This is a genomic window from Sphingomonas sp. HDW15A (assembly GCF_011301715.1).
GTDB lineage: Bacteria > Pseudomonadota > Alphaproteobacteria > Sphingomonadales > Sphingomonadaceae > Sphingomicrobium.
Map to the genome: position 1 here is coordinate 1172511 of NZ_CP049870.1, position 23690 is coordinate 1196200.

Below are 23690 nucleotides of genomic sequence, written 5' to 3' on the forward strand. Positions count from 1 at the left end.
AAATGCTCAGGCAGCCGCCCTCGAAAGCCACGGCGAATAGAACTCACCAAGCATTGCGAGCACCGCATCCGGATCGTCTAGCTGGTTGACCTTGTTGCGGAATTCAGCCGATCCGGTGAGTCCCTTCGTGTACCAGCCAATATGCTTGCGAGCGAGATTGACTCCGGTCTGTCGCCCATAGAGCGACTGCATCGCATCATATTGCTCGATAATAACAGCCAGCTGCTCGTCCATCGAGGGCTCCGGCTTGTCGCCATTGCCTGATAGGTCGGCCATGACCTGGCCAAGCAGCCACGGTCGGCCATAAGCGCCGCGGCCGATCATCACGCCGTCGGCGCCGGATTGAGCGAGCGCCTCGCGCGCATCTTCGCGGCTGCAGATGTCGCCGTTGACGATGACAGGAAGGCTGGTCGCCTCCTTGACCCTTCGAACGAAGCGCCAGTCGGCCGACCCCTTGTACATCTGGTTGCGGGTACGGCCGTGGACGGTAATCATCTTCACGCCGAGATCCTCGGCGATGCGCGCCAGATCTGGCGCGTTGAGGCTGTCGTGGCACCAGCCCATGCGCATCTTGAGCGTGACTGGTACTTTCACGGCTTTCACTGTCGAATCAATGATCTCACCGGCAAGCTTGAGATCACGCATAAGCGCGCTTCCGGCATCGCCGTTGACCACCTTCTTGACCGGACAGCCCATGTTGATGTCGATGATTGCCGCGCCGCGTTGCTCGTTGAGCTTGGCGGCCTCCGCCATCTCCCTCGGCGTACAGCCGGCGAGCTGGAGCGACACGGGTTCCTCGGTCGGATCCCATGCGGCCTTTTGAAGCGACTGGCGCGTTTCGCGGATCATCGCCTGGCTGGCGATCATCTCGCTGACCGTCAGCCCGGCGCCATAGCGCTTGACGATCTTCCGGAACGGCAGGTCGGTGACGCCTGTCATCGGCGCCAGGATGACGGGCGCGTCAATGGTCAGCGGACCGACCGTGATGGGCTTCAGCGTTTGCATGGGAGGCGCGCCTTTACAGAAAGGGCCGGAAACGGGCAAGGCGCAGATATGTCGGTCACCGCCATCATTGTTGCAGCCGGGAGCGGTAGCCGCATGGGCGGCGAATTGCCCAAGCAATTTCGCGAGATAGCGGGCAAGGCCGTCCTCGCCCACGCGGTCGACGCGCTCCGATCACATTCTGGTGTGGATTCCATCAGAATCGTCATCGCTCCAGGACAGGAAATCACAGCGAAAGCAGCAATGGGCGATCGCGACGTCGGCCCATTCGTCACCGGCGGAGCGACGCGCGGGGAAAGCGTTGCCAATGGCCTCCGCGGAGTCGCGGACGACGAATTGGTGCTCATCCATGACGCTGCCCGTCCCTTCTGCCCGCCGCAAGTCATCGACCGGCTGCTTGCCGCGTTGGAGCAGGCTCCGGCCGCGATCCCTGCCCTGCCCGTCGCCGATACCCTTGCAGCGGGCACAGATCGGATCGAGCGGATGGCCGACCGCAAAGGCCTGGTGCGTGTGCAGACGCCGCAGGCTTTCCGCGTCCGCGAACTGCGTGCGGCTCTCGCGAAGTCTGGAGGCGTGGAACTGACGGACGAGAGCAGTGCGATGGTAGCCGCAGGGATGGGTGTCGTAATCGTGGAAGGCGACCCGATGCTCGAGAAACTGACGACACAGGCGGATTTCGACCGCGCCGAAGCATTACAGGGCGCTGCCCTTGTGTCCCGGACGGGTATGGGCTTCGACGTTCATGCCTTTTCCGGCGAAGGACCAATCATGATGGGAGGCATCGCGATTCCACACGAGCGCGGGCTGGCCGGCCATAGCGACGCCGATGTCGTGCTCCACGCCATTACCGACGCCATTCTAGGCGCGATCGCTGAAGGCGATATCGGCCAGCACTTTCCGCCGTCCGACCCACAATGGAAGGGCGCGTCATCCGACCGGTTCTTGGCCCACGCGGCCCAACTGGCGCGCAATGGCGGCGGGAAAATCGATCATGTCGACTGCACGGTGATTTGCGAAGTGCCCAAGGTCGGTCCATATCGCGAAGCCATGCGCAACCGCGTCGCCGAAATCCTCGATCTTCCTGTTCCCAAAGTGAGCATCAAAGCAACCACGACGGAACGCCTCGGCTTCGCCGGGCGCGGCGAAGGAATTGCTGCGCAGGCGATCGCCACCATTAGGATGCCCCAATGATCTCGCTGCTTCCTGACGAACTCATTGAAAAGGCACGCGAGGTCGTCGAGGCCAATCGCAAGGCCGGCCGGAGAATTGCCGTGGCGGAGAGCTGCACCGGCGGGCTCGTCAGCGCGGCAATCACCGAAATACCGGGCTCTTCGGAAGTGTTTGATGCCGGCTTCGTGACCTATTCGAACCAGGCGAAAATGGATCGTTTGAACGTCAACGAAGACGTAATTGGGACCTTTGGCGCGGTCAGCGTGGCAACGGCCTGGGCAATGGCGCAGGGCGCGCTTAGCGCCTCCGACGCGGACGTGGCAGTGGCAATTACCGGAATCGCCGGGCCGGACGGCGGATCAGAGCAAAAGCCAGTGGGCACTGTCGTGTTTGCGCGTGCGACCGCCAAGGACGGACCGGATGACGTCATGGCAGACAGCAAGCTGTTCGATGCCAGTGAAGGCCGATCAGGTATCCGGCTTCAGGCGGCGCTTTGTGCGCTCGACTTGTTGATGCCGTAGAGCGCGGCGGCGCGCTGTTCGAATGCTGATGTCATCCGCCGCAGCGCACGGTCGAACATCTGCCCCGCCAAGGCCTCGAAAATCCGCGATTTGAAAGCAAAGTCGACCGAGAAGCCGACGTTGGTTCCGCCTTCAACGGCCTCGAACTGCCACTCGTTGTGGAGATACTTAAGCGGCCCTTCGACATAATCGACCACGATCCGGCCGGGCCGTTCCTTCGTCACCCGGGATGTAAAGCGTTCCTTGAAGGCATTGAACCCCACGACCAGGTCGGCGACGGTCTCCGTTTCGCTGCTCGAGCGGATCCGGACGGCCACGACCCAGGGCAGGAACTCGTCATAGCGGGCAATGTCGGCGACAAGGTCGAACAATTGCTCCGGCGTATAGGGAAGGAATTTGGTCTCGCTGTGCCGGGGCATCAGGCGGGTGTGCCTCCTGCCCTCGCGATCTTCTTGTTGCGGGCGTCCTGCATTTTCTTGAAGTCGTCGCCGGCGTGATAGCTCGAACGGGTGAGCGGCGAGGCAGCGACGAGCAGGAAGCCCTTCGCGCGAGCAATCGATGCATAGGCGTCGAACGCTGCCGGGGTGACATACTCCTCCACCTTGGCATGGCGCGGTGTCGGCTGGAGATATTGGCCCATGGTCAGGAAATCGATTCCGGCCGAGCGCATGTCGTCCATGACCTGGTGAACTTCGAGCCGACCTTCTCCAAGGCCGACCATGATCCCGCTCTTGGTGAAGATGGTCGGATCGAGCTTCTTCACTTGCTCGAGAAGTCGGAGCGAGGCGTAATAACGTGCTCCCGGCCGGATCGTCGGATAAAGCCTGGGCACCGTTTCCAGGTTGTGATTGTAAACGTCGGGCTTGGCGGCAACGATAGCTTCAACCGCCGCTTCATGCTTGTTGCGGAAATCGGGCGTTAGGATTTCTATCGTCGTGTTCGGAGTGTTGCGGCGAAGTGCCTCGATCACCTTCACGAACTGGCTGGCGCCGCCGTCCGGCAAATCGTCGCGGTCGACGGATGTGACGACAATGTGTTCGAGACCTAGCTCGGCCGCGGCGACCGCGACATGCTCCGGCTCAAGCGCATCGACGGCCCGAGGCATCCCGGTTTTGACGTTGCAGAAAGCGCAGGCCCGCGTGCACGTGTCACCGAGGATCATCACGGTGGCGTGCTTCTTGGTCCAGCACTCGCCGATGTTCGGACAGGCCGCTTCCTCGCAAACGGTCGCCAGGTTGAGCGACCGCATCAGCTTGCGGGTCTGGGCATAGCCCTCGCTCACTGGAGCCTTGACCCGGATCCAGTCGGGCTTGCGCTGGCGCCCTTCGGCTCCGCTCGGGACGGGTGGCATGTCGATCGGCGCGTTCATGGCGGCCAGATAGCGATTGGCGGACTGTCTTGCCACCCCTGTGCCGTCCAACTAACCGAGGCCTCGATAAACAAGGATGACTGCGAATGAAGGGCTTTGGAAACCTGCTGGACGGCTATCGGCGCTTCCGCGTCAATCGCTTCGAGTCGGAGCGCGAGAGATTTCGTGAGCTCGCCGAGGGCCAGCAGCCGCGAGCCATCATAATTGCCTGCTGCGACAGCCGGGCCGACCCTGCGACGATCTTCGATGCCGATCCGGGCGAGATTTTCGTCGTCCGCAACGTCGCCAATCTCGTCCCGCCCTTCGAGCCGACCGGCGGACGTCACGGCGTCTCGGCGGCGCTGGAGTTCGCTGTCACCCAGCTCAAGGTGCCGGAAATCATCGTCATGGGGCATGAGCGCTGCGGGGGCATTCAAGCGGCGTTGACCGGCTGCTTCCACGGCGCCGAGCCTGGCGAAGGTGGATTCGTCGACCGGTGGATGGAACAGGTTGCCCAGCTCGCTACGGAGATCGCCGGCTTGAATGGTACTGGCGAAGATGCGGCGCGCGTTCTGGAAGAGGCTGCGATCAAGCGAAGCCTGGCAAACCTTCGAACCTTCCCGTTCGTGGCGAAACGCGAAGCAGCCGGGGACCTTGCGATCCTCGGCTGCCATTTTTCCATCCGTGATGGAGAATTGTATCTACTCGACGAAGCGGAAGATGTTTTCCGTCCTGTCTGAGCACTATCCGCTAAAGCGCTCTAGCACCTCACGTTATAGTCATAGACCGGACGGCCGTATTGGTCGACGTAATAGCAATAGCCGCGGGTATCACGATAATATTGCTTGTTGTTGATAACCGCGCCCAGAACCGCGCCGGCAATGCCGCCGATGACCGCGCCTTCGACCGTGCTTACGCCCGGAACCACGGCGCCGAGAACCGCTCCGCCTGCCGCACCGACAGCAGCGCCAGTCGCAGCGCGGCGCCCCTGATCGTGGTTCTGTCCGTAATAAGGATCGTTATACGTTGAACAGGCCGAAAGCGGCAGTACGCTCGCCACGGCCGCAGTTAGGATAAACTTCTTCATTTGACCCACCTTCCTTTACTCGCTCCACCCGCCCACGGATTTCATGACGAACGAAGCGGGCATTTCGTTCCGCCTCCGATGCGGTATGAACGTCTGCCAGAGGACATGAACACAAGATGATTTCCAGCAGCGACCAACACGAGCCCGAGCTGAACATTGCCCTGCTGATCGACGCCGACAATGCCAGCCCCGATCACCTCGACGACGTGCTGCTGGTGCTGGGTGAGCTTGGAACGATCAACATCCGCCGCGCCTACGGCAACTGGTCGAAACCGGCCCTCAAGAACTGGGGCACGCTGACCGGCCTCCATTCGATCGTTCCGATGCAGCAGTTCGACGTGGTGAAGGGCAAGAGTGCGACCGACATGCGCATGACGATCGATGCAATGGACTTGCTTTATCGCGGCCATGTCGACGGTTTCGGGATCATGTCGAGCGACAGCGATTTCCTGCCACTCGCCCAACGGATTCGCGAGGACGGCCTGCCTGTCTATGGCTTCGGGACAGCGAAAACGCCAATGAGCTTCCAACAGGCATGCACGCGGTTCTTCGATGTCGCGGCGCTGGAGACGAATGGCGACGAGGCGCTCGACCCCCCTCCGGCAGCGGCGGGCCAGCGCAAGGTGGACAGCGAGCTGCTGCAGGTGCTCGGCGCGGCCTACAAGGCTTCGAAGCGCGACGAGGAAGGCTATGCATCGTTGAGCGAACTTGGCCAACGGGCGACCGCGGTTTCGAGTTTCGCGGTGCGCAATTACGGTTTCAATCGTCTTAGCGACCTCATCAAGGCCGTGCCCAACTTCGACACCAAGACTGAGAACGGACGAATGCTGGTCAAGCGCATGCGCTGATCGCGCGTTCGGAACGCGAGCCCGCCATGCCCGTTCTCCCTGCGAACCATCTCGCAGGAGCGCGCAAATGTTCGGCAATGACGAAGACACCGAAACCCGTTTGAAGAAGGCCCTTTGGAAGGCGCTGGACGACAGCCCGTTTGTTATGCTGGGGCTGCAAGGAGTGGAAGACGACCGCACGCGGCCGATGACGGCGCAGGTCGATGTGCCTGACGGAGGCGACAAGGAAGACGGCGGGCCGATCTACTTCTTCGCTTCGAAGACCGACGGGGTCGGACAAGACATAGGCACAAGCGCCCGCGCGGTCGCGACCTTCACCGGCAAGGACCACAAGCTCTTCGCCCACATCCACGGAACTTTGGTGGCCAGCCAGGACCGCGAAGTCATCGAGCGGCTTTGGAATCCAATCATCGCCAGCTGGTACAAGGACGGCAAGGACGACCCGGACCTCCTGCTGCTGCGCTTCGACACCGAACGCGCGGAAGTGTGGGAAGCGAACGCCGGCGCGACGCTGAAAGCCGCAGCGCTCAAGGCGCTGCTCGATGTTGATCCGGGCAAGGAGCATAGTGAAGAACACAAGGCCTCCGTCGCGCTCTAGGATTTAGCGGCCCGCCATTTCCTTTTCTTGCACACTGTCTTATATTTGTGGGACAGTAGTTGAAGAGGGTGGAATGGCGGGTCGTCTAGTTTGGATTCTCGCGGGCGGCGCAGCAATCGTCGGCGGAATGGCGATGCAGGAAGATTGGATCCAGTTCGGTTCCGACCATGATCGCGTTGTCGAAGAAGCGATCACCGAGGCCAAGACCGACGAAGGGCGTATTCTCAGCGCAAAGATCGTCGACGGCGACGGACGGCGGATCGAGGCCAGTTCGGACCAGGTTGATGCCCTGACGAACGCCGTATCCCGTCTGGTCAAGGCCGAGGCGGCGCTGGCAATCGTTGAGATGGACTCCACCCCGAAGCCGGCGAAGTCGAGGCCGCCCGAGCCCAGCGCGACAAGGCGCGGGCAACCGTTGATTCGCTCAAGGCTCAGATCCAGGCTCAGGAAAGAGCGGCCAAAACGAGCAACGAGGTCCGCGACCAGGTCCGAGAGGAAGTGCGGGCGGCTGTTCGGGGCAGCTAATCCCGCGCCCACCCCTCGCATTTTTGCCATCAAAGGCGTAACATGGCTTCCGTCCGGATGACGACTTTCCTGACAGGAGGCGACGAATGGACGATCCGATTTTCGGGGGAATGGCTGGGCCGACCGGTGGCGGCCGCAATTACTTTCTCTGTTGAGGATAGTGACAGCGTTGCTGTTTGTCATTCACGGGACGTCGAAGATCCTAGGCTTTCCCGACACTTCGATGAGCTTTCCGCCGCCCTGGACCCTCTTCTGGATCGCGGGAATGCTGGAGTTGATCGGCGGTCTCCTGCTGCTCGTCGGGTTCCTTTCGCGGCCGGTAGCGTTTCTGCTCGCCGGCGAAATGGCCATCGCTTACTGGATGATCCACGCACCGGAGAGTATCTACCCTGTCGTCAACCGCGGCGAAGCCGCCGTATTGTTCTGTTTTATCTTCCTTTACATCGTCTTCGCCGGTCCGGGTCCGTGGAGCGTCGACTGCTGGATTCAAAAGCGTCGCGAGGCGGAAGGGCCGCTCGGCTATTATGAAAGCGGCCACACCCCAGGCATGAGCCCGACTAGCGAGTGAGCTTCTTGTAGCTCATGCGGTGCGGGCGATCGGCCTCCGGCCCCAGGCGGCGCCGCTTGTCTTCCTCATAGGCTTCGAAGTTGCCCTCGAACCATTCGACGTGGCTGTCGCCCTCGAAGGCCAGGATATGAGTCGCAAGGCGGTCGAGGAAGAAGCGGTCGTGGCTGATGACCACGGCGCAGCCGGCGAAATTCTCGATCGCCTCCTCAAGCGCGCCCAGGGTTTCGACGTCGAGGTCGTTGGTCGGCTCGTCGAGCAGCAGGACGTTGCCGCCGGTCTTAAGCATCTTCGCCATGTGCACGCGATTGCGCTCGCCGCCGGATAGCTTGCCGACGTTCTTCTGCTGGTCGGGGCCCTTGAAATTGAACGCGCCGACATAGGCGCGGGTCGACATGTCGTGGCCGTTGACCTTCATGTAGTCGAGCCCGTCGGAAATCTCTTCCCAGACGTTTTTCTTGGGATCCAGATGGTCGCGGCTCTGGTCGACGAAACCGAGGCGAACGGTGTCGCCGATGTCGATACTGCCCGAATCCGGCTGTTCCTTGCCGGTAATGATCCGGAACAGCGTCGACTTGCCGGCGCCGTTCGGGCCAATCACGCCCACGATCCCGCCTGGCGGAAGCGTGAAGCTCAGATCCTCGAAGAGCAGCTTGTCGCCATAGGCCTTGGAGATATTGTTCACCTCGATGACCTTGCCGCCGAGACGCTCCGGAACCTGAATGACGATCTGCGCCTTGCCGGGCCTGCGGTCGTTCTGCGCTTCCTGGAGCTGCTCGAATTTCCTGATACGCGCCTTCGATTTGGATTGGCGCGCGGCCGGAGTCTGCCGAATCCATTCAAGCTCGCGAGCCAGCGCCTTCTGCTTGCCGCTTTCCTCGCGGGATTCCTGCTCGAGGCGTTTCGCCTTCTTTTCCAGATAGGTAGAGTAGTTTCCTTCGTACGGATAATAAGAGCCACGATCGAGCTCCAAGATCCATTCGACGACATTGTCGAGGAAGTAGCGGTCGTGGGTGATCATCAGCACCGCGCCGGCATATTCCTTGAGGTGGTTTTCCAGCCACTGGACGCTTTCGGCGTCTAGGTGGTTGGTCGGCTCGTCGAGCAGCAGAATCGACGGTTTCTGAATCAGCAAGCGGGTGAGTGCGACGCGGCGCTTTTCGCCGCCCGACAGGTCGGTGACAGGCCAGTCACTGGGCGGGCAGCGCAAGGCTTCCATGGCGATTTCGAGCTGGTTGTCGAGCGTCCAACCGTCGACGGCGTCGATCTTCTCCTGCAGCTCGCCCATTTCGCCCATCAGTGCATCGAAATCGGTATCGTCCTTGGGATCGCCCATCTCGGCGCTGATCGCGTTGAAGCGGTCGACCATGTCGGCGACCTCGCGCGCGCCTTCCCTGACGTTCTCAAGGACGGTCTTGGTCGGATCGAGCTCCGGCTCCTGGGGCAGATAGCCGACGGTGATATATTCACCCGGCCAGGCCTCGCCGGTGAATTCCTTATCGATCCCTGCCATGATCTTCATCAGGGTCGACTTGCCGGCGCCATTCGGGCCGACGATGCCGATCTTCGCACCTTGGTAGAACTGAAGGTTGATGTTGTTCAGCACCGGCTTGGGGGCGCCGGGGAAGGTCTTGGTCATGCCTTTCATGACGAAGGCGTACTGCGCGGCCATGGGTCGCTATTACTCCGAAAACGGGGTGGGAATTTCCACGCGCATGTAGGCGGGAAGCACTTCGAAATCCAGTAGGCCGAAACCCCTTTCAGGATCAGTCGCGCCCGGCGATTTCAGCGGCGCCTTCGAAGCGATAATCCTTGAACCGGTCGCGAAGTGTGCGTTTCGAAATCTTGCCTGTGGCGGTGTGCGGCAATTCCTCGACGAACTCGATCGCATTGGGAATCCACCAGGAGGCGACATGTTTCCTCAGGTGGGCGATAATCTCGTCTGCAGTGACGTCACTTCCGGCGGAACGGACGACGCATAGCAGGGGCCGCTCGTCCCACAGCGGATGGGCAATCCCGATGGCCGCGGCCTCGGCAACGCCATTGAGGCCGACCGCAGCATTCTCAAGCTCGATCGAACTGATCCACTCCCGCCAGATTTGATCACGTCCTTCGATCGATCGGTGATCTGCATCGTCCCATCGGGGTGGAGGACGGCGACGTCACCGGTGTCGAACCACTGCCCCTCGTCGCTCGCGTCTTCCTCCGCCTTGAAGTAGCGCTTGATTACCCACGGGCCTCGGCACTGGAGACGGCCGGAAGACTTTCCGTCGCGTGGTTGGACGTTGCCCTCATCATCGACGATTCGAAGCTCGACCCCGAACGGCACTCTTCCCTGGCGCGCGATATATTCGACCTGCTCGTCGTCGCTCATCTCGTTCCAGTTGTGCGGCGGTGCGCCGCAGGTCCCGATCGGAGAAGTTTCCGTCATTCCCCAGGCATGACCGACGTGGATGCCCCGTGCGCGAAGCCAGCGGATCATCGCCCGGGGCGCGGCCGAACCGCCGATAATGACGTGCTTGAGGTCGCCAAGCTCTTCACCGGTGCGTTCGATGTGGTCGATCATCGTCAGCCAGACGGTGGGAACGCCGGCGCTGTGCGTGACTTTTTCCTCGCGGAATAGCTCGCACATGCGCTCCGGCCGATAATCGGCGGACAGGACAAGCTTCGCGCCCGTCGCCGGCGCCGCCCAGGGAACACCCCAGGCGTTGGCATGAAACATGGGAACGATCGGAAGCACGACGGCCTGCCTGGAAATGCCCATGATGTCCGGACTTAGCTGCGCAAGCGTGTGCAAAACGGTCGAGCGATGCTCATACAGCACGCCCTTGGGGTTACCGGTTGTCCCGCTGGTGTAGCAAAGGCCGATCGGCTCGCGCTCGTCGCCGTCCACCCAGGTGTATTCGCCGTTCTCGGCGTCGATCCACTCACGAAAGCCCGCTTGGCCGGGATCAGGATCGAAACAGATGTAATGCTCGATCGTCGGCCACTTGGGCTTCATCCGCTCGACAATCGGCGTGAAGGCCCGGTCGTAGAGTAACACGCGGTCCTCGGCGTGATTGGCGATATATTCGAGCTGGTCCTCGAACAGGCGCGGATTGATGGTGTGAAGCACCGCGCCCATGCCGGTCGTGCCGTACCAGGCGATCAAATGATGGGCGTGGTTCATCGCCAGGGTGGCGACCCGGTCGCCGCGTCTCACGCCAAGGCGTTCCAGCGCCTGTGCCATCTTGCGCGCATCACGGGCAACATTGCGCCAGGTCGTGCGCGTGGTTTCCCCGCTCCCCCAGGCCGTCACGATTTCGCCGTCGCCATGCTCGCGTTCGGCGTGATCGATCAGGCGGGTGACCCGCAGGGACCAGTCCTGCATCGCTCCAAGCTGCACAGCTCTCTCCCTAGCCAGCGTTCGTCAGTGTGACGGCGGACTGTGAGCCTAGCAACCTATTTGTATTCGTGCCGGAACGACCGGAACTTGCAGGATGCCAAAAGATTAGAACGGCATCTTGAATCCGGGCGGAAGCGGCAGTCCGGCCGACATCTTCTGCATTTCCGCAGCGGCTGCCTGATCCGCCTTGCCCCGGGCGTCGTTGATCGCAGCGACGATGAGATCTTCCAGCATGGTCTTCTCGGAAACCTCCATCAGGCTGTCGTCGATGCTGACGCCGAGGATGCGGCCCTTTGCGGTCGCCTTGATCTTGACGAGTCCGCCCCCGCTCGCGCCCTCCACCTCGACCTTGTCGAGATTGTCCTGCGCCTTTGCGAGTTCCGCCTGGGCGTTCTGCGCCATCTGCATGATCTTATCGAGGTCGAGGTCTGGCATCTCAGGCTTCTTTCCGGTCGAGGGTTTCTAAGGTCGCGTCGGGAAACTGTTCGAGCAGGGTACGGACATTCGGCTCTTCCAGCACATCTGCTCGAACCTGCTCTTCGGCCATTCGTTCCTGCTCGTGAAGCGAAGGTTCGCCCCCTGGTCGGTGAAGCGCACCTGCCAGGCCTCGCCAGTCACCTTCTTCGCCGAATCCGCGAGCTTGCGCGAGAAATCCGGACCGAGAGGCCGAAGCGGCCGGAGGACAAGCGAGCCGGGCGCGAAATCGACCAGGCCGACATAGTCGCGAAGCTGCTGCCCCAAATGGTGCTCGCCTCTCGCTTCGAGCCGATCGATCAGCTCGGCGAAGCTTTGGGGCGGTTGAGGAGCGGCTGCCGGCGATGCCGCTGCGGCGGACGCTGCGGATCTTTGCGAACTGCCCTCGCCCTGAATCCGGCGCAGGAGCTCCGAGGGATCCGGGAGGTCGGCCGCATGGATCAGGCGAAGCAGCCCCATCGCCGCTGCCTCATGCGGATCGGGCGCCTGGCTGACGTCCTGCAAGCCCTTAAGCAGCATCTGCCACAGCCGGTGGATCGTGGCCCAGCCAAGCGCCGAGGCCCATTCGGACGCCGCCTCGCGCTCCTCGGCGGACTGGAGGACATCCCCGGAGGCTCCTGCCTTGGCGCGGGTCACGCCGTGGAGCGTTTCCATCAGACCGCGGATCAGGGAAGTTGGGTCGATGCCGAGCGAATGCGCCTCGTCGAGCTGCGAGAGTGTTTCCGACGCGTCGCCTTCGATCACGCTGGCCAGGAGACGGCGAACGCGCCCGCGATCGGCGAGGCCGAGCATCCCGCGCACCTCGGCTGCGCTGACCTTTCCTTCGCCATGCGCGATCGCCTGGTCGAGTATGCTGAGCCCGTCGCGGGCCGAGCCTTCGGCGGCCTTGGCGATGACGGCAAGCGCTTCATCGTCGATATCAACGCCCTCGGCCAAGGCCACGGCGCGGAAATGGGTCGCGAGCTTGTCGGAGGGTATTCGGCGAAGGTCGAAACGCTGGCAGCGCGACAGGACGGTAACCGGAACCTTGTCCACCTCCGTCGTCGCGAAGAGGAACTTAACATGCGCCGGCGGCTCCTCGAGCGTCTTCAACAAAGCGTTGAAGGCGCTCTTAGAAAGCATGTGCACTTCGTCGATGATGTAGATCTTGTAGCGCGCCGAGACGGCCGCGTAACGCACCGCGTCGATGATCTCGCGGACGTCGTCGACGCCAGTGTGGCTGGCGGCGTCCATTTCGATCACGTCGATGTGGCGGCCCTCCGCGATCGAGCGGCACGGGTCGCACACACCGCAGGGATGGATAGTCGGGCCGCCCTCGCCGTCCGGTCCGACACAGTTGAGCGCCTTGGCGATGAGGCGCGCGGTCGAGGTCTTGCCGACCCCCGCACCCCCGTCAGCAGGAAGGCATGGGCGATCCGGCCGCGCTCGATAGCATTTGCGAGCGTCTGGACCATGGCATCCTGGCCGATCAGCTCCTCGAAGCTTTGCGGCCGATATTTGCGGGCTAGGACGCGGTACGGCGCAGCTGGCGCAGCACGCTGCGGCTGCGGAGGCTCATCAAGACCCAAACCGGAGCCGAGATCGACCTGCGCTTCGTCGTTCGTATCGTGGGAATCGGACATTGCCGGGCAATGTAAGGAGCGAAATGGCTGGCGCGAAGCGAAATCGCTGCGCTCTGCCCGTGGTTTCTGAGGGTGGAAGCCGGCGACCCGGGACGAAATCGTTGTGGCTGCTTCCTTCCGGACCTGACCAGGTTGGCGACAGCCCCGCCCACCGACTTCCGAGCGCGCATATGGCGGCGTGGCCGCCCGAGCGCAAGAACCTAGCGGTCGAGATTATAGGCGGAAGGCGGAATCGTGACCGAGAAGGGAGCGCCGTCAGGAACCGCGAGCTGGCAGGCAAGGCGCGAGCGGCGGTTGGCATGGGCAGCGAGATCAAGGAGATCTTCTTCCTCCTCGCTCGCGGGCGGAAGCCGGCCGAAATCCTCCGCAGCGACGATGACATGGCAGGTCGAGCAGGCCATCGACCCTTCGCATGACCCCTCCAGCGCCTGGCCGCTCGCCTGGGCGAGATCGAGCAGGTTTGTACCGGGCACGGCCTCGATCTCGCGGTCGAGATCACCGGAGGACTTGAAGAATCGGACCAGGGTCACGCGGCCCATTCCTGCTGTTCGCGAGCCACCCGAACGATGTGGCGGCAGGCCGAGCGCAGTTCCGCCTCGCCAGTGTAGCGGCCGAAACCCAGGCGAATCGAGGAGTGCGCTTGGCGTTCGGTCAGGCCCAGCGCCCGAAGGACGTGGCTCGGGCGGCCCGATCCGGAAGCGCAGGCTGAGCCGAGCGAAAAGGCAATGTTGCGGAGCTCAGCGATAAGGCGTGCCGCGTCGAGCCCGTCGAGACGGAGATTGAGGTTGCCGTGATATCGGCTCGTGACACTGCCATTGATTGTCCAGTTATCCGAGAAGCTTGAGAGAGCAACTTCCCATAATTTCTCGACATGGTCCCGGTCGCGTTCCTGACATTCGGAAGCTAGGCGCGCGGCCTCGCCAAACCCGGCGCACAAGGCCGGCGAGAGCGTTCCCGAACGAACGCCGAGCTCCTGGCCGCCGCCGTGAAGGAGCGCGCGTGGCTCGGCACCTTTGCGCATCCATAGGCCACCTATGCCCTTTGGGCCGTGAATCTTGTGTGCGGACAAAGCGATAAGGTCCGGTCCCAGCGGCATTGGAACGCGCCCAAAGCCCTGTACGGCGTCGCACAGCATCACGGCGCCGACCTGGTGCGCCAACTCGGCAAGTCGCTCGACTGGCTGGATCACCCCTATCTCGTTGTTCACCAGCATGGCCGCGACCAGCGCCGTCCGCTCGTCGATCGCCCGTTCGGCTTCGTTAAGGTCGACGATTCCGTCGGGGCCCACAGGCAGGCGGACGACGGCAATGCCCTGCCCTTCGATCCAGTCGCAGGTATCGAGGACGGCGGCGTGCTCGGTCGCGATGGTCACTACCCGGCGTCGCTCGGAACGCTCGATCGTGCCCTTGATCGCCCAATTCAGCGCCTCGGTCGCACCGGAAGTAAACGCGAACCGACCCTCGTCGAGCCCGACCGCGGTCAGGATCCGGTCGCGCGCGACTTCGATCGCTGCGGCAGCTTCCCGGCCCCAGGTCGAGGGCGAATGCGGATTGGCGAACTTCTCCTCGATCCACGGGCGCATCGCCGCCACGACTTCCGGTGCAACCGGCGTTGTCGCCTGGTAATCGAGGTAGATCATGCCGCCTGTTCTGAGCGGTTCCGACTTGCGATCCGCTCGAATTCGCGCAGAAAAGCGTCAACATCGGCCTCGCTCGTTTCCGGGCCGAAGCTAATCCGGAGGTAGGAGGACGAGAGTTCCGGCTCGACTTTCATCGCCGCGAGCACGTGGCTCGCCTTGGCCTTGCCGGACGAGCAGGCGCTTCCGGCAGAGACGGCGATGCCTGCGAGGTCGAGACGGATGAGCATCGCCGCGCTGGTGCCCCCACGAAGGCCGATCGCGCCGATCGTCGGCGCGCGCGGTGCATCGGCGCCGATGATTTCGCCGCCCGCAGCCATGACTCCCGCTTCGAGCTTCTGGCGAAGCGCTGCGAAGCGGGCCATGTCATAAGGCTTGGCGGCAATCGCAGCGGCGAAAGAAATCGCGCCTGGCACGTCCTGGGTGCCGCGCCGGTAACCCTTCTCCTGCCCGCCGCCGCAGGGCGTAAGAGCGCGGAGATCCTTGACGAGCAAGGCGCCGACGCCGAGCGGTCCGCCCAGCTTGTGACCGCAGATGGCAATGAAATCGGCATCCGGTAGCGGCATCTTCGATGCGCCCTGCGCGCAATCGGCGAGAAGCAATGAACCAGACTCGCGGATCATGGGGTAGAGCCGGTCGAGCGGCTGGACGATCCCAGTCTCGTTATTGACCTGCTGGATGGCGACCAGTGCCGGTCCCTGCGCGAGAATGTCGGCAAGGGCTTGCTCATCGATCAGGCCGTTACCGTGAACCGGGATGACCGTGGCCTCGTCGCCCATCGCGAATGGGACGATCGCATGTTCCGTTGCGCCATAGGCCCGGCCAAGGACGCAGGCGCGCTTGCCCGCAATCTCCACCGCTTCGCTTGCACCCGAAGTGAAGATGACGTCATGACGCCAGCCAAGCCCTTCCTTGATGGTCTCGCGGGCTTCTTCGAGTAGGGCGCGGGCCGCGCGACCCTCCCCATGGGGGCTGTTAGGATTTCCTGGCGTGTCGAGGCCGCGCTGGAAAGCCTCCCGGGCTTCTTTGATGACTGGGGTGGTAGCGGCGTGATCGAGATAGATTCGAGTCGTCAAAACGGGGCGATTCCTGCCATTTGCCAGATTGAGGGCCCACCCTATATAGGCTCCATTCGCGCGGCGCACCTGCCCGCGTGCCCAAGTCTTCTTTCCTTAGCGCGAGCGCCCATTCATGCCTGAAGTGATTTTCCCCGGACCCGAAGGCCGTTTGGAAGGCCGATTCACCCCGGGGCCGCGCCCTCGCGCGCCGGTTGCGATGATCCTTCACAGCCACCCGCAAGCCGGCGGGACGATGAACAACAAGATCGTCCAGCTGCTTCACAAGGACTTCGTTCGGCGCGGATTCGCCACCCTTCGCTTCAACTTCCGCGGAGTCGGTCGAAGCCAGGGTACGTTCGACAACGGGATCGGCGAGCTTTCGGATGCCGCCAGCGCTCTGGACTGGGTGCAGCAAATCCATCCTGAAGCCGAACAGACCTGGATTGCCGGCGTCAGTTTCGGCGCATGGATCGGCATGCAGCTTCTCATGCGCCGCCCGGAGATCAAGGGTTTCATCTCCATCGCACCGCCCGCGAACATGTACGATTTCAGCTTCCTGGCACCCTGCCCCTCCAGCGGCATCATCATCCAGGGCGAGGCGGACGAGGTTGTGACGCCGAGCGCGGTCCAAAAGCTGGTCGATAAGCTTCGCACCCAGCGGCACATCACGATCCATCACGACGTGATCCCGGGCGCGAACCACTTCTTCGCCGAAGAGCTTCCGCAGCTGATGAAGAGCGTCGACGATTATCTCGACATGCGTCTCGGCCAGGACTTTTCCGGGCGTTAGGAACGCGTCAGACGGTCCAGATCGCCACGTTGGCGATGAGCACCGCGGCGGCAATCAGCATCAAGACGCCACGCTTGCCGTCATGGTCGCGGCGAATCAGAACGATCCCGCCGACAATCAGCAGGAATGCCGCGATCATCGCAATTCCGAGCGCCCAGGCGGCGAATGTCTGCATCCCTGCTCCTTTCACGAAGACTTAACCTGGATCGTGCCATCACGTTAGCGATGGATCAAAGCGAACGACAAGCGCGGCTCGAAGAAGCCTTCGAGAGGATCGAGGTAACGATCCTGCCATGCATCGCGATGATGCTCGACACTTTGCTCGATGCCTCCGCGAGTTTGGCCGATACCGATCCCAAAGCCCTCGCCGCCGAGTTGCAGATTTTGGCCGCAGAGCTGGAAGAGCTGACGAAGGCCGTCGAGCGGTCCAGCCCGTCGCACGTGGAGCCGGGCGAATATCGTACCGCAGTCGCTTAAGCGACCAATCGCGCGTGAAGCGCCGGGTCAATGTTCCCGCCTGACAGCACCACGACCATCTCTTCTTCGACATCCGCCTTGCCGCTGAGCAGCGCCGCAAGCGCGGCCGCTCCACCCGGCTCGACGACCAACTTGTGTTCGTTCCAGGCCCAGCGCACGGCCTTGCCGACATCGGAATCGCTGACGCTGACGATTGTCGCGTCCCGATTGTCGAGGATGGAAAAGGTGATCGGCGATACGCGCGGCGTCTGCAGCGCATCGCACAAGGTCGGCGGCGGATTGGCGCCTACTGGGATGATTTCGCCAGCGGCGATCGACGCTCGCATATCGTCCCAGCCTACGGGCTCGGCGCCGACGATCCGCGAATTCGGGCAGGCCAATGCGATTCCGGAGGCCAGCCCGCCGCCGCCGACCGGAGTGGCAATGACCGACGGCTCTCCCGCGCCCGCTTCCGCGCATTGCTCGAGGATTTCGAGACCCACCGTGCCCTGGCCCGCCACGATCCAGGGATCGTCGAAGCTAGGGACGACGATAGCACCGCTGCTCGCCGCAATTTCTGCGGCAATCGCCTCGCGGCTTTCGGTCATGCGGTCGTAGAAGATAATCTCGGCCCCGTTCGCCCGCGTGCCCTCGACCTTCAGCGCCGGCGCGTCCGCCGGCATGACGATCGTTGCCCTGATGCCCAGCCGGTGGGCAGCGATGGCTATCCCCTGGGCATGATTGCCGGAGGAGAAAGCGACCACGCCACGCGCCCGCTCCTCCGCATCTAGGGCCAGCAGGCGATTCGAAGCGCCGCGCAGCTTGAACGCGCCGCCGGTCTGCAGGCACTCGCATTTCAGCCACAGGTTTCGCCCTCGAATCGAAGCGGGAACGAGCGGAGTCCGGACAACCGCACCGGCAATGCGCGCCGCTGCTTCGATCACGTCTTCACGACTCAAATCGACCACGACTTCGAACTCCTTGTAAATACTGACTTTTGGACGAATGGACCCTGACAAAGGACGAGTCGACGGCCCAGAGGAAATATTCGCCGCGAAAATTCTTTACAGGGGGGTCCCTCAACCATATATCGCGCCCTCCGCTGCCCCATGGGACTTCCAACCGCAAGGCAGCTTTCGCCTAACTACCCCGTTGGAGGTCCCTTGAATTGCACAAGCACGATAGCGCGCTGGGGCTAGCGACAGCCCTCCGACCGGTTCAGCCGGTTACGCTCCTCCGTCCGCATGCCGCAACGCGTGCTGCCCGCTTCTTTGCCGAGAAGTTTCCGGGCCGGTCGCTCTATGCGGTCAAGGCCAATCCCTCGCCGGAGCTTCTCCAGGTTCTGTGGAACGCGGGCATCACCCATTACGACGTCGCTTCGCTTGGCGAAGTGCGGCTGGTCGCGGAAACGCTGCCAGGTGCGACCTTGTGCTTCATGCACCCGGTCAAGGCCGAGGAAGCGATTGCTGAGGCCTATTTCACGCACGGCGTGCGCACCTTCAGCCTCGATACGTTGGAAGAGCTTGAGAAGATCGTCCGCGCGACGACCGCCGAAGATGCCAGCGTCGCTACCGATCTCAACTTGCTGGTCCGACTGCGCGTAAGCTCCGATCATTCGAAGCTCAGCCTGGCGGCCAAGTTCGGCGCAGAGCCGAACGAAGTGAAGACGCTGCTGATGGCCGCCCGCCAGGCGTCCGACGCGCTCGGTATCTGCTTCCATGTCGGCAGCCAGGCGATGAGCCCGGCGGCCTATGCAGAAGCCATGAGCCGGGTCCGCGACGCGATCGTCGAAGCGGCCGTGACGGTCGACATCGTCGACGTCGGCGGTGGTTTCCCGTCCTGGTACCCCGGCATGGAGCCACCGCCCCTCTCCGCCTATTTCGAAGTCATCCACCGATCCTTCGAGGATCTACCGATCAGCTATTCGGCGGAGCTGTGGTGCGAGCCTGGCCGCGCTCTGTGCGCCGAATATGCCAGCGTCCTGGTGCGCGTGGAAAAGCGCCGCGGCGACGAGTTGTACATCAACGACGGTGCCTATGGCGCGCTGTTCGATGCCGCGCATATCGGCTGGCGCTACCCCGTCCGGCTGGTCCGGGCGGAGGACAGCGACGTCAAGCCGATGGGCTTCAGCTTCTACGGACCGACGTGCGACGACCTGGATCGCATGGCCGGACCGTTCGAACTGCCTGCCGACATCGCCTCCGGCGATTACATCGAAATCGGCATGCTCGGCGCCTATGGCTGCGCCATGCGCACCGGCTTCAACGGCTTCGGGGTCGAGGACCGGGTGATCGTCGATGACGAGCCGATGGCCTCGCTCTATGTCGACGAGGAACGCGTTTCGCGCTCGAACGTCGTTAAGCTGTAGCGTAATCACCCGCTGGGATTTACGGCGCGCCGGAAGGCGCTCGCCACGCATTGGAGTACCAAACACGATGACCACCGACACGCTCAACAAGGTGCAGGACGAAAGCCTGATCAACGACACGCGCAAGAAAGAGCTGCTGTCGACCGAGATCGAGCATATCGACATCACCTCGTTCGACGCGCGTCCGATCGTCGAGGCGATGGGCAAGATGAGCTTCACCAGCCGCGACACCGCGCGCGCGGCCGGGCTCTACAACATGATGCTGTCGGACCCCGACTGCTCGGTCATCCTCGTCATCGCCGGATCGACCTCCGCCGGCGGCTGCATGGATCTCTATACCGAGCTGGTGAAGAACAACATGGTCGACGCCATCGTCGCCACCGGCGCGACCATCGTCGACATGGATTTCTTCGAGGCGCTTGGTCACAAGCACTACCAGGCGCTTGAAATTCCCGACGACGACACGCTTCGCTCGCTCTACATCGACCGCATCTACGACACCTACATCGACGAGGTCGCGCTCCAGGATTGCGACCACACGATCGGCGAGATTGCCGACAGCCTCGAGCCGCGCGCCTATTCCAGCCGCGAGTTCATCAAGGAAATGGGCAAGTGGCTGGCCGCCGGCAACGCCAAGAAGGCGAACAGCCTCGTCCAGACCGCATACGAGAATGACGTGCCGATTTTCTGCCCCGCCTTTGTCGACAGCTCGGCGGGCTTCGGACTGGTCAAGCACCAGGTCGACGCCATGAAGCGCGGCGGCCATTACATGGTGCTGGACGCGATCGCCGACTTCCGCGAGCTCACCAACATCAAGATCAAGGCTGGCACAACGGGCCTGCTGATGATCGGTGGCGGCGTACCGAAGAACTTCACCCAGGATACCGTCGTCTGTGCGGAGATCCTCGGTCACGACGATGTCGAAGTTCACAAATATGCGGTGCAGATCACCGTTGCCGACGTCCGCGACGGCGCTTGCTCCTCCTCAACGCTTCAGGAAGCGGCATCGTGGGGCAAGGTTTCGACGGCTTTGGAGCAGATGGTTTTCGCGGAAGCGACGTCAGTGCTCCCGCTGATCGCCAGTGACGCCTATCATCGCGGCGCTTGGAAGAACCGCGAGAAGCGTCGCTTCGCCAAGCTCTTCGATTAGAGCTCAGAGCACGCCCTCGAATAGGTTGCACACCGAAACGATCTGACGCAGTCTCCCGCTAATTTTCGGGGGGAGATTGCTCATGGAATATAGTCCCATCCTGGCGCCGGTCATCGCGCTGGTGGCGTGGACGCTGGTCGTCATGCTGTGGATGCTGGTGAGCCGGATGGCAGAATTCCGCCGGCTCGGCGTTTCGTTCGGCAACATTCCAGCGGGATCGCGCGGAGCGGACCTGGAAGGCCGGGCGAACCCGAGCGCCCAATGGAAGTCGCACAACTACAACCATTTGATGGAACAGCCGACCATCTTCTACGCCATTGCGATCACGTTGGCGTTGATGGGGATGGGCGGCGGCCTCAACTACTGGCTCGCCTGGGGCTATGTCGGCTTCCGCGTGCTCCACAGCTTGGTGCAGTGCACGGTCAACATCGTCGCCTATCGCTTCACGCTGTTCACCCTGGCGACCTTGTGCCTGATGGCGCTGACCCTGCACGCTGGTTTGCGCGTGCTTCACGATTGCGGGCTGCTCGATTTCTGATCTTTAGCCGATCGCTCCTGATCCTGATCCGCTCTCGCGGGTGAAGCAGGCCGCCAGCTCGACATGGGTCGACCACAGGAATTGGCCGACCGGCTGAACCCATGACAAGCGATAGCCGCCGTCGGCGAGGATGCGCGAGTCGCGTGCGAAGGTCGCCGGATTGCAACTGACGTAGGCGATACGTGGTACGGCAGAGCCCGCTAGCGCCTTCACCTGCTCTTCCGCCCCCGCACGAGGCGGATCGAGAACCACGGCGTCGAATTCGGCCAGCTCCGCTTCGTCGAACGGCCTTCGGTAAAGATCGCGGTGCTGGGCGTCGATCTGCGGGGCAGCACGCTTCAGGGAGAGGACGGCATCGCGTGATGCCTCCGCGGCCATGACCCGTCCAGGCAAGTTCAGGGCAAAGGTGCCAAGACCGGCGAAGAGGTCGAGCGGACGAATGGGATCGCCAACCGCTTCGATGACGGATTGGGCCAGCGCCCCCTCGCCTTCTCGCGTCGCCTGGAGAAAGGCGCCGATAGGAAGCGCAACGGCAGTGGCGCCCAATGTTATCGTGACCGGGCGCGGCTCGAAGCGCGGCTCGGCGCCATAACCTTCGTCGATGCTCAAGCGGGCGAGACTATTGGCGTCGCAAAAAGCGGTCAGAGCCTCGATGGCATCGAGGCCTTCAACCGAGACGCTCTTGAGCATCAGGTCGACGCCCTGGTCAGCAAGTGTCAAATGAACCTCGCCGGTGCGCCTGGCCGGAAGCATCGCCGCGAGAAGCACGCGGAGCGGGTCGAGAAGCGCGAATAGCTCGGGCCGCAACACATGGCATTCCCGCATGTCGACGATTTGATTGCTCGAACCCGCGTTGAAACCGATCAGCACCTTTCCGCCGGCTTTTAGCGCGCGCAGGCTGGCGCGGCGCCGAGCGCGCGGGGGCGACAAAAGTGCGGGCCGAACATCGGTTTCCAGGCCGTGCTGGGCGAGGGCTCCCCCAATCCGGCTCTGGCAGTAATCGGCATAGGCATCGTCAGTGAGATGCTGGAGCTGGCAGCCGCCGCATTGGGGAAAGTGGCGACAGGGTGGCTTTTGGTGACCGGGGCCCGGATGAACGACGCCGTCTTCAGTGACCAGGTCGCCGGGCACGGCGAACGCGACGTGGCGCCCGCTCGGCGTGACTCCATCGCCGCGTGCGGCGATCCTGACGATCGGCTCGCTCAAGCGAGTACTTGCCGAAGCGCCGCGACCAGATCGTCCGCGATCATCGCGGGGCCCGCCGCTTCCGCCGCGCGACCGTGGATCCATACACCGGCGCAGGCGGCCTCGAAGGAGGGCATTCCCCGCGCTCGGAAGGCGGCAATTATCCCCGTAAGGACGTCGCCGGTGCCCGCCGAAGCAAGCCATGCCGGCGCTGCCGGAGCGAAGCCGACGCGTCCGTCCGGCGCGGCAACGACCGTATCGGGACCCTTGAAGACGACCACATTGTCGCAAGCTTTGGCGGCGGCAAGCGCGCGTTCCGGCTTGCTGCCCTTCATCGTGCCGAACAGCGCCTCGAACTCGCCTTCGTGTGGCGTCAGGATTGCATCGTGGCCGTTTAGCCGCTCCGGATCGCCGACATGACGAATGGCATCCGCGTCGATCACCTTGGGCGCGTGGCTTGTCAGCGCGAGGGTCAGGATCTGCGGCAGATCGCCCATTCCCGGCCCGACGGCGATGCAGCCGATCCGCGGGTCGCTGAGCGTCCCCGTACCGGTTTGGACGATGCACATCGATAGTCCGGCAATAGGCGAAGAGGTGGAAAGCCGGACATAACCTGCCCCTGCCCTCGCCGCGGCAGTAGCGGTCAGACCGATCGCGCCAGCCATCTCGCCCGCGAGACAATGGACCAGGCCACGTGAATATTTGTGGGCGTTGGCCGCCACTTCCGGCAGATCGGGCTTGCCGATCTCGAACCAGTCGCCAACCGCTTCTATGCCGATATCGGCGAGCACGAGCCGACCCATCGCCTTCATCGCAGGCATGAGGCGGTGCGCCGGCTTGAGTGCACCGAAAGTCACCGTCAGGTCAAAATTCGGGATGTCGGAGAGTATCTCCCCGTCGTCGGTGGAGACCCCGCTCGGAAGGTCGCAGGCAATGCGTACCCGAGTGGCTTCGGCGAGCTTGCTCAGCCGATCCGCAACATTGTCGGCAAGCCCGCGTGTCAGGCCCGTTCCGAACAGGCAGTCGACGAGCAACGGCGCCGGCGCGCAGTCAGCGAAGTCCTCCACTGGTCCGGACCATTGGGCCCGCGCCCACTTCGCCGCATCCGTTGCCGGATCGGCAAACGCCGCAATACGCACGCCGACGCCCTTCGCCGCCAAGTGCCGCGCCGCGACGTAGCCGTCGCCGCCATTGTTGCCCGGGCCGCAAAGGAACAGCGCGGGCCTGATCCCGGCATATTGAAACACCGCCTCGGCCAAGGCCGTCCCGGCCCGCTCCATCAGCGTCTCGACCGGTGTCCCCGCCGCGATCGCCCTCGCCTCCGCTGCGCGCATCTTCCCGGCGTCGAGGATCGGTCGGTTCAT

25 protein-coding genes, 1 other RNA gene and 2 pseudogenes are annotated in these 23690 nt (G+C 63.0%); 12 read left to right on the top strand and 16 right to left on the bottom strand.

Annotated elements, in window-relative coordinates:
* Positions 1-6: 6 nt before the first annotated feature.
* The gene (dusB, locus tag G7076_RS06030) at positions 7-1005 is read right to left on the bottom strand and encodes a tRNA dihydrouridine synthase DusB (protein WP_166201260.1); all 999 of its coding nucleotides are present in this window, start codon (positions 1003-1005) and stop codon (positions 7-9) included.
* 48 nt (positions 1006-1053) lie between these two features.
* Here dusB and G7076_RS06035 point away from each other — a divergent pair, with 48 nt between their 5' ends.
* On the top strand, positions 1054-2193 hold the full coding sequence (locus tag G7076_RS06035; protein ID WP_166201262.1) for a bifunctional 2-C-methyl-D-erythritol 4-phosphate cytidylyltransferase/2-C-methyl-D-erythritol 2,4-cyclodiphosphate synthase: 1140 nt from the start codon (positions 1054-1056) through the stop codon (positions 2191-2193).
* Entirely contained in the window at positions 2190-2693 is a 504-nt protein-coding gene (locus G7076_RS06040; protein ID WP_166201264.1) for a CinA family protein, read from the top strand. Before G7076_RS06035 ends, G7076_RS06040 begins: the two co-directional genes overlap by 4 nt.
* Here the strand turns inward: G7076_RS06040 and G7076_RS06045 are convergent.
* Together G7076_RS06045 and lipA are read right to left on the bottom strand one after the other, a co-directional pair.
* Positions 2654-3112, bottom strand: coding sequence for a type II toxin-antitoxin system RatA family toxin (locus tag G7076_RS06045; protein ID WP_166201266.1), 459 nt, complete (start codon positions 3110-3112; stop codon positions 2654-2656). The two genes, G7076_RS06040 and G7076_RS06045, sit on opposite strands and share 40 nt — an antisense overlap.
* Complete coding sequence (lipA, locus tag G7076_RS06050) at positions 3112-4062, bottom strand: lipoyl synthase (RefSeq protein ID WP_206367593.1); 951 nt, start codon at positions 4060-4062, stop codon at positions 3112-3114. The genes G7076_RS06045 and lipA overlap by 1 nt, the downstream gene beginning before the upstream one ends.
* 86 nt (positions 4063-4148) lie before the next feature.
* On the opposite strand from lipA, the gene G7076_RS06055 reads away from it, so the two are divergent.
* Complete coding sequence (locus G7076_RS06055; RefSeq protein WP_166201268.1) at positions 4149-4781, top strand: carbonic anhydrase; 633 nt, start codon at positions 4149-4151, stop codon at positions 4779-4781.
* Positions 4782-4801: 20 nt separating this feature from the next.
* Here the strand turns inward: G7076_RS06055 and G7076_RS06060 are convergent, their stop codons facing one another.
* Positions 4802-5128 carry a YMGG-like glycine zipper-containing protein gene (locus G7076_RS06060; RefSeq protein ID WP_166201270.1) on the bottom strand — a complete coding sequence of 109 codons (327 nt, stop codon included), beginning with the start codon at positions 5126-5128 and terminating at the stop codon, positions 4802-4804.
* A 116-nt stretch (positions 5129-5244) separates the two neighbouring features.
* On the opposite strand from G7076_RS06060, the gene G7076_RS06065 reads away from it, so the two are divergent.
* From G7076_RS06065 to G7076_RS06080, 4 genes are all read left to right on the top strand, one after another.
* The gene (locus G7076_RS06065) at positions 5245-5976 is read left to right on the top strand and encodes an NYN domain-containing protein (protein ID WP_166201272.1); all 732 of its coding nucleotides are present in this window, start codon (positions 5245-5247) and stop codon (positions 5974-5976) included.
* A gap of 67 nt (positions 5977-6043) precedes the next feature.
* Positions 6044-6574: a pyridoxamine 5'-phosphate oxidase family protein gene (locus tag G7076_RS06070; RefSeq protein WP_166201274.1), complete on the top strand. Its 531-nt coding sequence runs from the start codon at positions 6044-6046 to the stop codon at positions 6572-6574.
* 73 nt (positions 6575-6647) lie between these two features.
* Positions 6648-7160 (top strand): hypothetical protein, encoded by a 513-nt coding sequence (locus tag G7076_RS06075; protein ID WP_166201276.1) that lies wholly within the window; start codon positions 6648-6650, stop codon positions 7158-7160.
* A 99-nt stretch (positions 7161-7259) separates the two neighbouring features.
* Entirely contained in the window at positions 7260-7667 is a 408-nt protein-coding gene (locus tag G7076_RS06080) for a DoxX family protein (RefSeq protein ID WP_240913906.1), read from the top strand.
* Here the strand turns inward: G7076_RS06080 and ettA are convergent.
* The 8 genes and pseudogenes from ettA to G7076_RS06120 all read right to left on the bottom strand — a co-directional run bounded on the left by ettA (position 7657) and on the right by G7076_RS06120 (position 15857).
* Entirely contained in the window at positions 7657-9336 is a 1680-nt protein-coding gene (gene ettA / locus G7076_RS06085) for an energy-dependent translational throttle protein EttA (protein ID WP_166201278.1), read from the bottom strand. The two genes, G7076_RS06080 and ettA, sit on opposite strands and share 11 nt — an antisense overlap.
* A gap of 94 nt (positions 9337-9430) precedes the next feature.
* Positions 9431-11034 (bottom strand): annotated as a pseudogene (locus G7076_RS06090) (long-chain fatty acid--CoA ligase).
* 120 nt (positions 11035-11154) lie between these two features.
* Positions 11155-11484 carry a YbaB/EbfC family nucleoid-associated protein gene (locus G7076_RS06095; protein WP_166201280.1) on the bottom strand — a complete coding sequence of 110 codons (330 nt, stop codon included), beginning with the start codon at positions 11482-11484 and terminating at the stop codon, positions 11155-11157.
* A gap of 1 nt (position 11485) precedes the next feature.
* Positions 11486-13145, bottom strand: a pseudogene (locus tag G7076_RS06100) (DNA polymerase III subunit gamma/tau).
* Between the two features lie 68 nt (positions 13146-13213).
* Positions 13214-13308, bottom strand: an RNA gene (gene ffs / locus G7076_RS06105) — signal recognition particle sRNA small type.
* A gap of 37 nt (positions 13309-13345) precedes the next feature.
* Positions 13346-13684 carry a 2Fe-2S iron-sulfur cluster-binding protein gene (locus tag G7076_RS06110; protein ID WP_206367505.1) on the bottom strand — a complete coding sequence of 113 codons (339 nt, stop codon included), beginning with the start codon at positions 13682-13684 and terminating at the stop codon, positions 13346-13348.
* Positions 13672-14784, bottom strand: a complete 1113-nt coding sequence (locus G7076_RS06115; RefSeq protein ID WP_166201284.1) for a cysteine desulfurase family protein — start codon at positions 14782-14784, stop codon at positions 13672-13674. The genes G7076_RS06110 and G7076_RS06115 overlap by 13 nt, the downstream gene beginning before the upstream one ends.
* The gene (locus G7076_RS06120; protein ID WP_166201286.1) at positions 14781-15857 is read right to left on the bottom strand and encodes an aminotransferase class V-fold PLP-dependent enzyme; all 1077 of its coding nucleotides are present in this window, start codon (positions 15855-15857) and stop codon (positions 14781-14783) included. The genes G7076_RS06115 and G7076_RS06120 overlap by 4 nt, the downstream gene beginning before the upstream one ends.
* A 115-nt stretch (positions 15858-15972) precedes the next feature.
* Between G7076_RS06120 and G7076_RS06125 the strand changes: the two genes are divergently transcribed.
* Positions 15973-16629 carry an alpha/beta hydrolase gene (locus tag G7076_RS06125; protein ID WP_166201288.1) on the top strand — a complete coding sequence of 219 codons (657 nt, stop codon included), beginning with the start codon at positions 15973-15975 and terminating at the stop codon, positions 16627-16629.
* Positions 16630-16636: 7 nt separating this feature from the next.
* Here G7076_RS06125 and G7076_RS06130 read toward each other — a convergent pair whose 3' ends face one another.
* Positions 16637-16804, bottom strand: a complete 168-nt coding sequence (locus G7076_RS06130; protein ID WP_166201290.1) for a hypothetical protein — start codon at positions 16802-16804, stop codon at positions 16637-16639.
* 50 nt (positions 16805-16854) lie between these two features.
* Between G7076_RS06130 and G7076_RS06135 the strand changes: the two genes are divergently transcribed.
* Complete coding sequence (locus tag G7076_RS06135) at positions 16855-17106, top strand: hypothetical protein (protein WP_166201292.1); 252 nt, start codon at positions 16855-16857, stop codon at positions 17104-17106.
* Here G7076_RS06135 and G7076_RS06140 read toward each other — a convergent pair.
* Positions 17103-18053, bottom strand: a complete 951-nt coding sequence (locus tag G7076_RS06140) for a threonine/serine dehydratase (RefSeq protein WP_240913726.1) — start codon at positions 18051-18053, stop codon at positions 17103-17105. The genes G7076_RS06135 and G7076_RS06140 overlap by 4 nt on opposite strands.
* A 200-nt stretch (positions 18054-18253) precedes the next feature.
* On the opposite strand from G7076_RS06140, the gene G7076_RS06145 reads away from it, so the two are divergent.
* From G7076_RS06145 to G7076_RS06155, 3 genes are all read left to right on the top strand, one after another.
* Entirely contained in the window at positions 18254-19453 is a 1200-nt protein-coding gene (locus G7076_RS06145; RefSeq protein ID WP_166201294.1) for a type III PLP-dependent enzyme, read from the top strand.
* Between the two features lie 67 nt (positions 19454-19520).
* Entirely contained in the window at positions 19521-20603 is a 1083-nt protein-coding gene (locus G7076_RS06150) for a deoxyhypusine synthase (protein ID WP_166201296.1), read from the top strand.
* An 82-nt stretch (positions 20604-20685) separates the two neighbouring features.
* The gene (locus G7076_RS06155; RefSeq protein ID WP_166201298.1) at positions 20686-21141 is read left to right on the top strand and encodes an MAPEG family protein; all 456 of its coding nucleotides are present in this window, start codon (positions 20686-20688) and stop codon (positions 21139-21141) included.
* Positions 21142-21144: 3 nt separating this feature from the next.
* Here the strand turns inward: G7076_RS06155 and G7076_RS06160 are convergent, their stop codons facing one another.
* Both G7076_RS06160 and G7076_RS06165 read right to left on the bottom strand, forming a co-directional pair.
* Complete coding sequence (locus G7076_RS06160; RefSeq protein WP_240913727.1) at positions 21145-22347, bottom strand: class I SAM-dependent RNA methyltransferase; 1203 nt, start codon at positions 22345-22347, stop codon at positions 21145-21147.
* The gene (locus tag G7076_RS06165) at positions 22344-23690 is read right to left on the bottom strand and encodes an NAD(P)H-hydrate dehydratase (RefSeq protein WP_166201302.1); all 1347 of its coding nucleotides are present in this window, start codon (positions 23688-23690) and stop codon (positions 22344-22346) included. Before G7076_RS06165 ends, G7076_RS06160 begins: the two co-directional genes overlap by 4 nt.

Bases quoted from the DNA above. Each gene is read 5' to 3' on its own strand.
- G7076_RS06075 (WP_166201276.1), top strand. From the start codon at position 6,648: ATGGCGGGTCGTCTAGTTTGGATTCTCGCGGGCGGCGCAGCAATCGTC.
- lipA (WP_206367593.1), bottom strand. From the start codon at position 4,062: ATGAACGCGCCGATCGACATGCCACCCGTCCCGAGCGGAGCCGAAGGG.
- G7076_RS06070 (WP_166201274.1), top strand. From the start codon at position 6,044: ATGTTCGGCAATGACGAAGACACCGAAACCCGTTTGAAGAAGGCCCTT.
- G7076_RS06150 (WP_166201296.1), top strand. From the start codon at position 19,521: ATGACCACCGACACGCTCAACAAGGTGCAGGACGAAAGCCTGATCAAC.
- G7076_RS06065 (WP_166201272.1), top strand. From the start codon at position 5,245: ATGATTTCCAGCAGCGACCAACACGAGCCCGAGCTGAACATTGCCCTG.
- G7076_RS06155 (WP_166201298.1), top strand. From the start codon at position 20,686: ATGGAATATAGTCCCATCCTGGCGCCGGTCATCGCGCTGGTGGCGTGG.
- G7076_RS06130 (WP_166201290.1), bottom strand. From the start codon at position 16,804: ATGCAGACATTCGCCGCCTGGGCGCTCGGAATTGCGATGATCGCGGCA.
- G7076_RS06125 (WP_166201288.1), top strand. From the start codon at position 15,973: ATGCCTGAAGTGATTTTCCCCGGACCCGAAGGCCGTTTGGAAGGCCGA.
- G7076_RS06045 (WP_166201266.1), bottom strand. From the start codon at position 3,112: ATGCCCCGGCACAGCGAGACCAAATTCCTTCCCTATACGCCGGAGCAA.
- G7076_RS06040 (WP_166201264.1), top strand. From the start codon at position 2,190: ATGATCTCGCTGCTTCCTGACGAACTCATTGAAAAGGCACGCGAGGTC.
- ettA (WP_166201278.1), bottom strand. From the start codon at position 9,336: ATGGCCGCGCAGTACGCCTTCGTCATGAAAGGCATGACCAAGACCTTC.
- G7076_RS06095 (WP_166201280.1), bottom strand. From the start codon at position 11,484: ATGCCAGACCTCGACCTCGATAAGATCATGCAGATGGCGCAGAACGCC.
- G7076_RS06055 (WP_166201268.1), top strand. From the start codon at position 4,149: ATGAAGGGCTTTGGAAACCTGCTGGACGGCTATCGGCGCTTCCGCGTC.
- G7076_RS06110 (WP_206367505.1), bottom strand. From the start codon at position 13,684: ATGGGCCGCGTGACCCTGGTCCGATTCTTCAAGTCCTCCGGTGATCTC.
- G7076_RS06035 (WP_166201262.1), top strand. From the start codon at position 1,054: ATGTCGGTCACCGCCATCATTGTTGCAGCCGGGAGCGGTAGCCGCATG.
- dusB (WP_166201260.1), bottom strand. From the start codon at position 1,005: ATGCAAACGCTGAAGCCCATCACGGTCGGTCCGCTGACCATTGACGCG.
- G7076_RS06115 (WP_166201284.1), bottom strand. From the start codon at position 14,784: ATGATCTACCTCGATTACCAGGCGACAACGCCGGTTGCACCGGAAGTC.
- G7076_RS06165 (WP_166201302.1), bottom strand. From the start codon at position 23,690: ATGAACCGACCGATCCTCGACGCCGGGAAGATGCGCGCAGCGGAGGCG.
- G7076_RS06135 (WP_166201292.1), top strand. From the start codon at position 16,855: ATGGATCAAAGCGAACGACAAGCGCGGCTCGAAGAAGCCTTCGAGAGG.
- G7076_RS06060 (WP_166201270.1), bottom strand. From the start codon at position 5,128: ATGAAGAAGTTTATCCTAACTGCGGCCGTGGCGAGCGTACTGCCGCTT.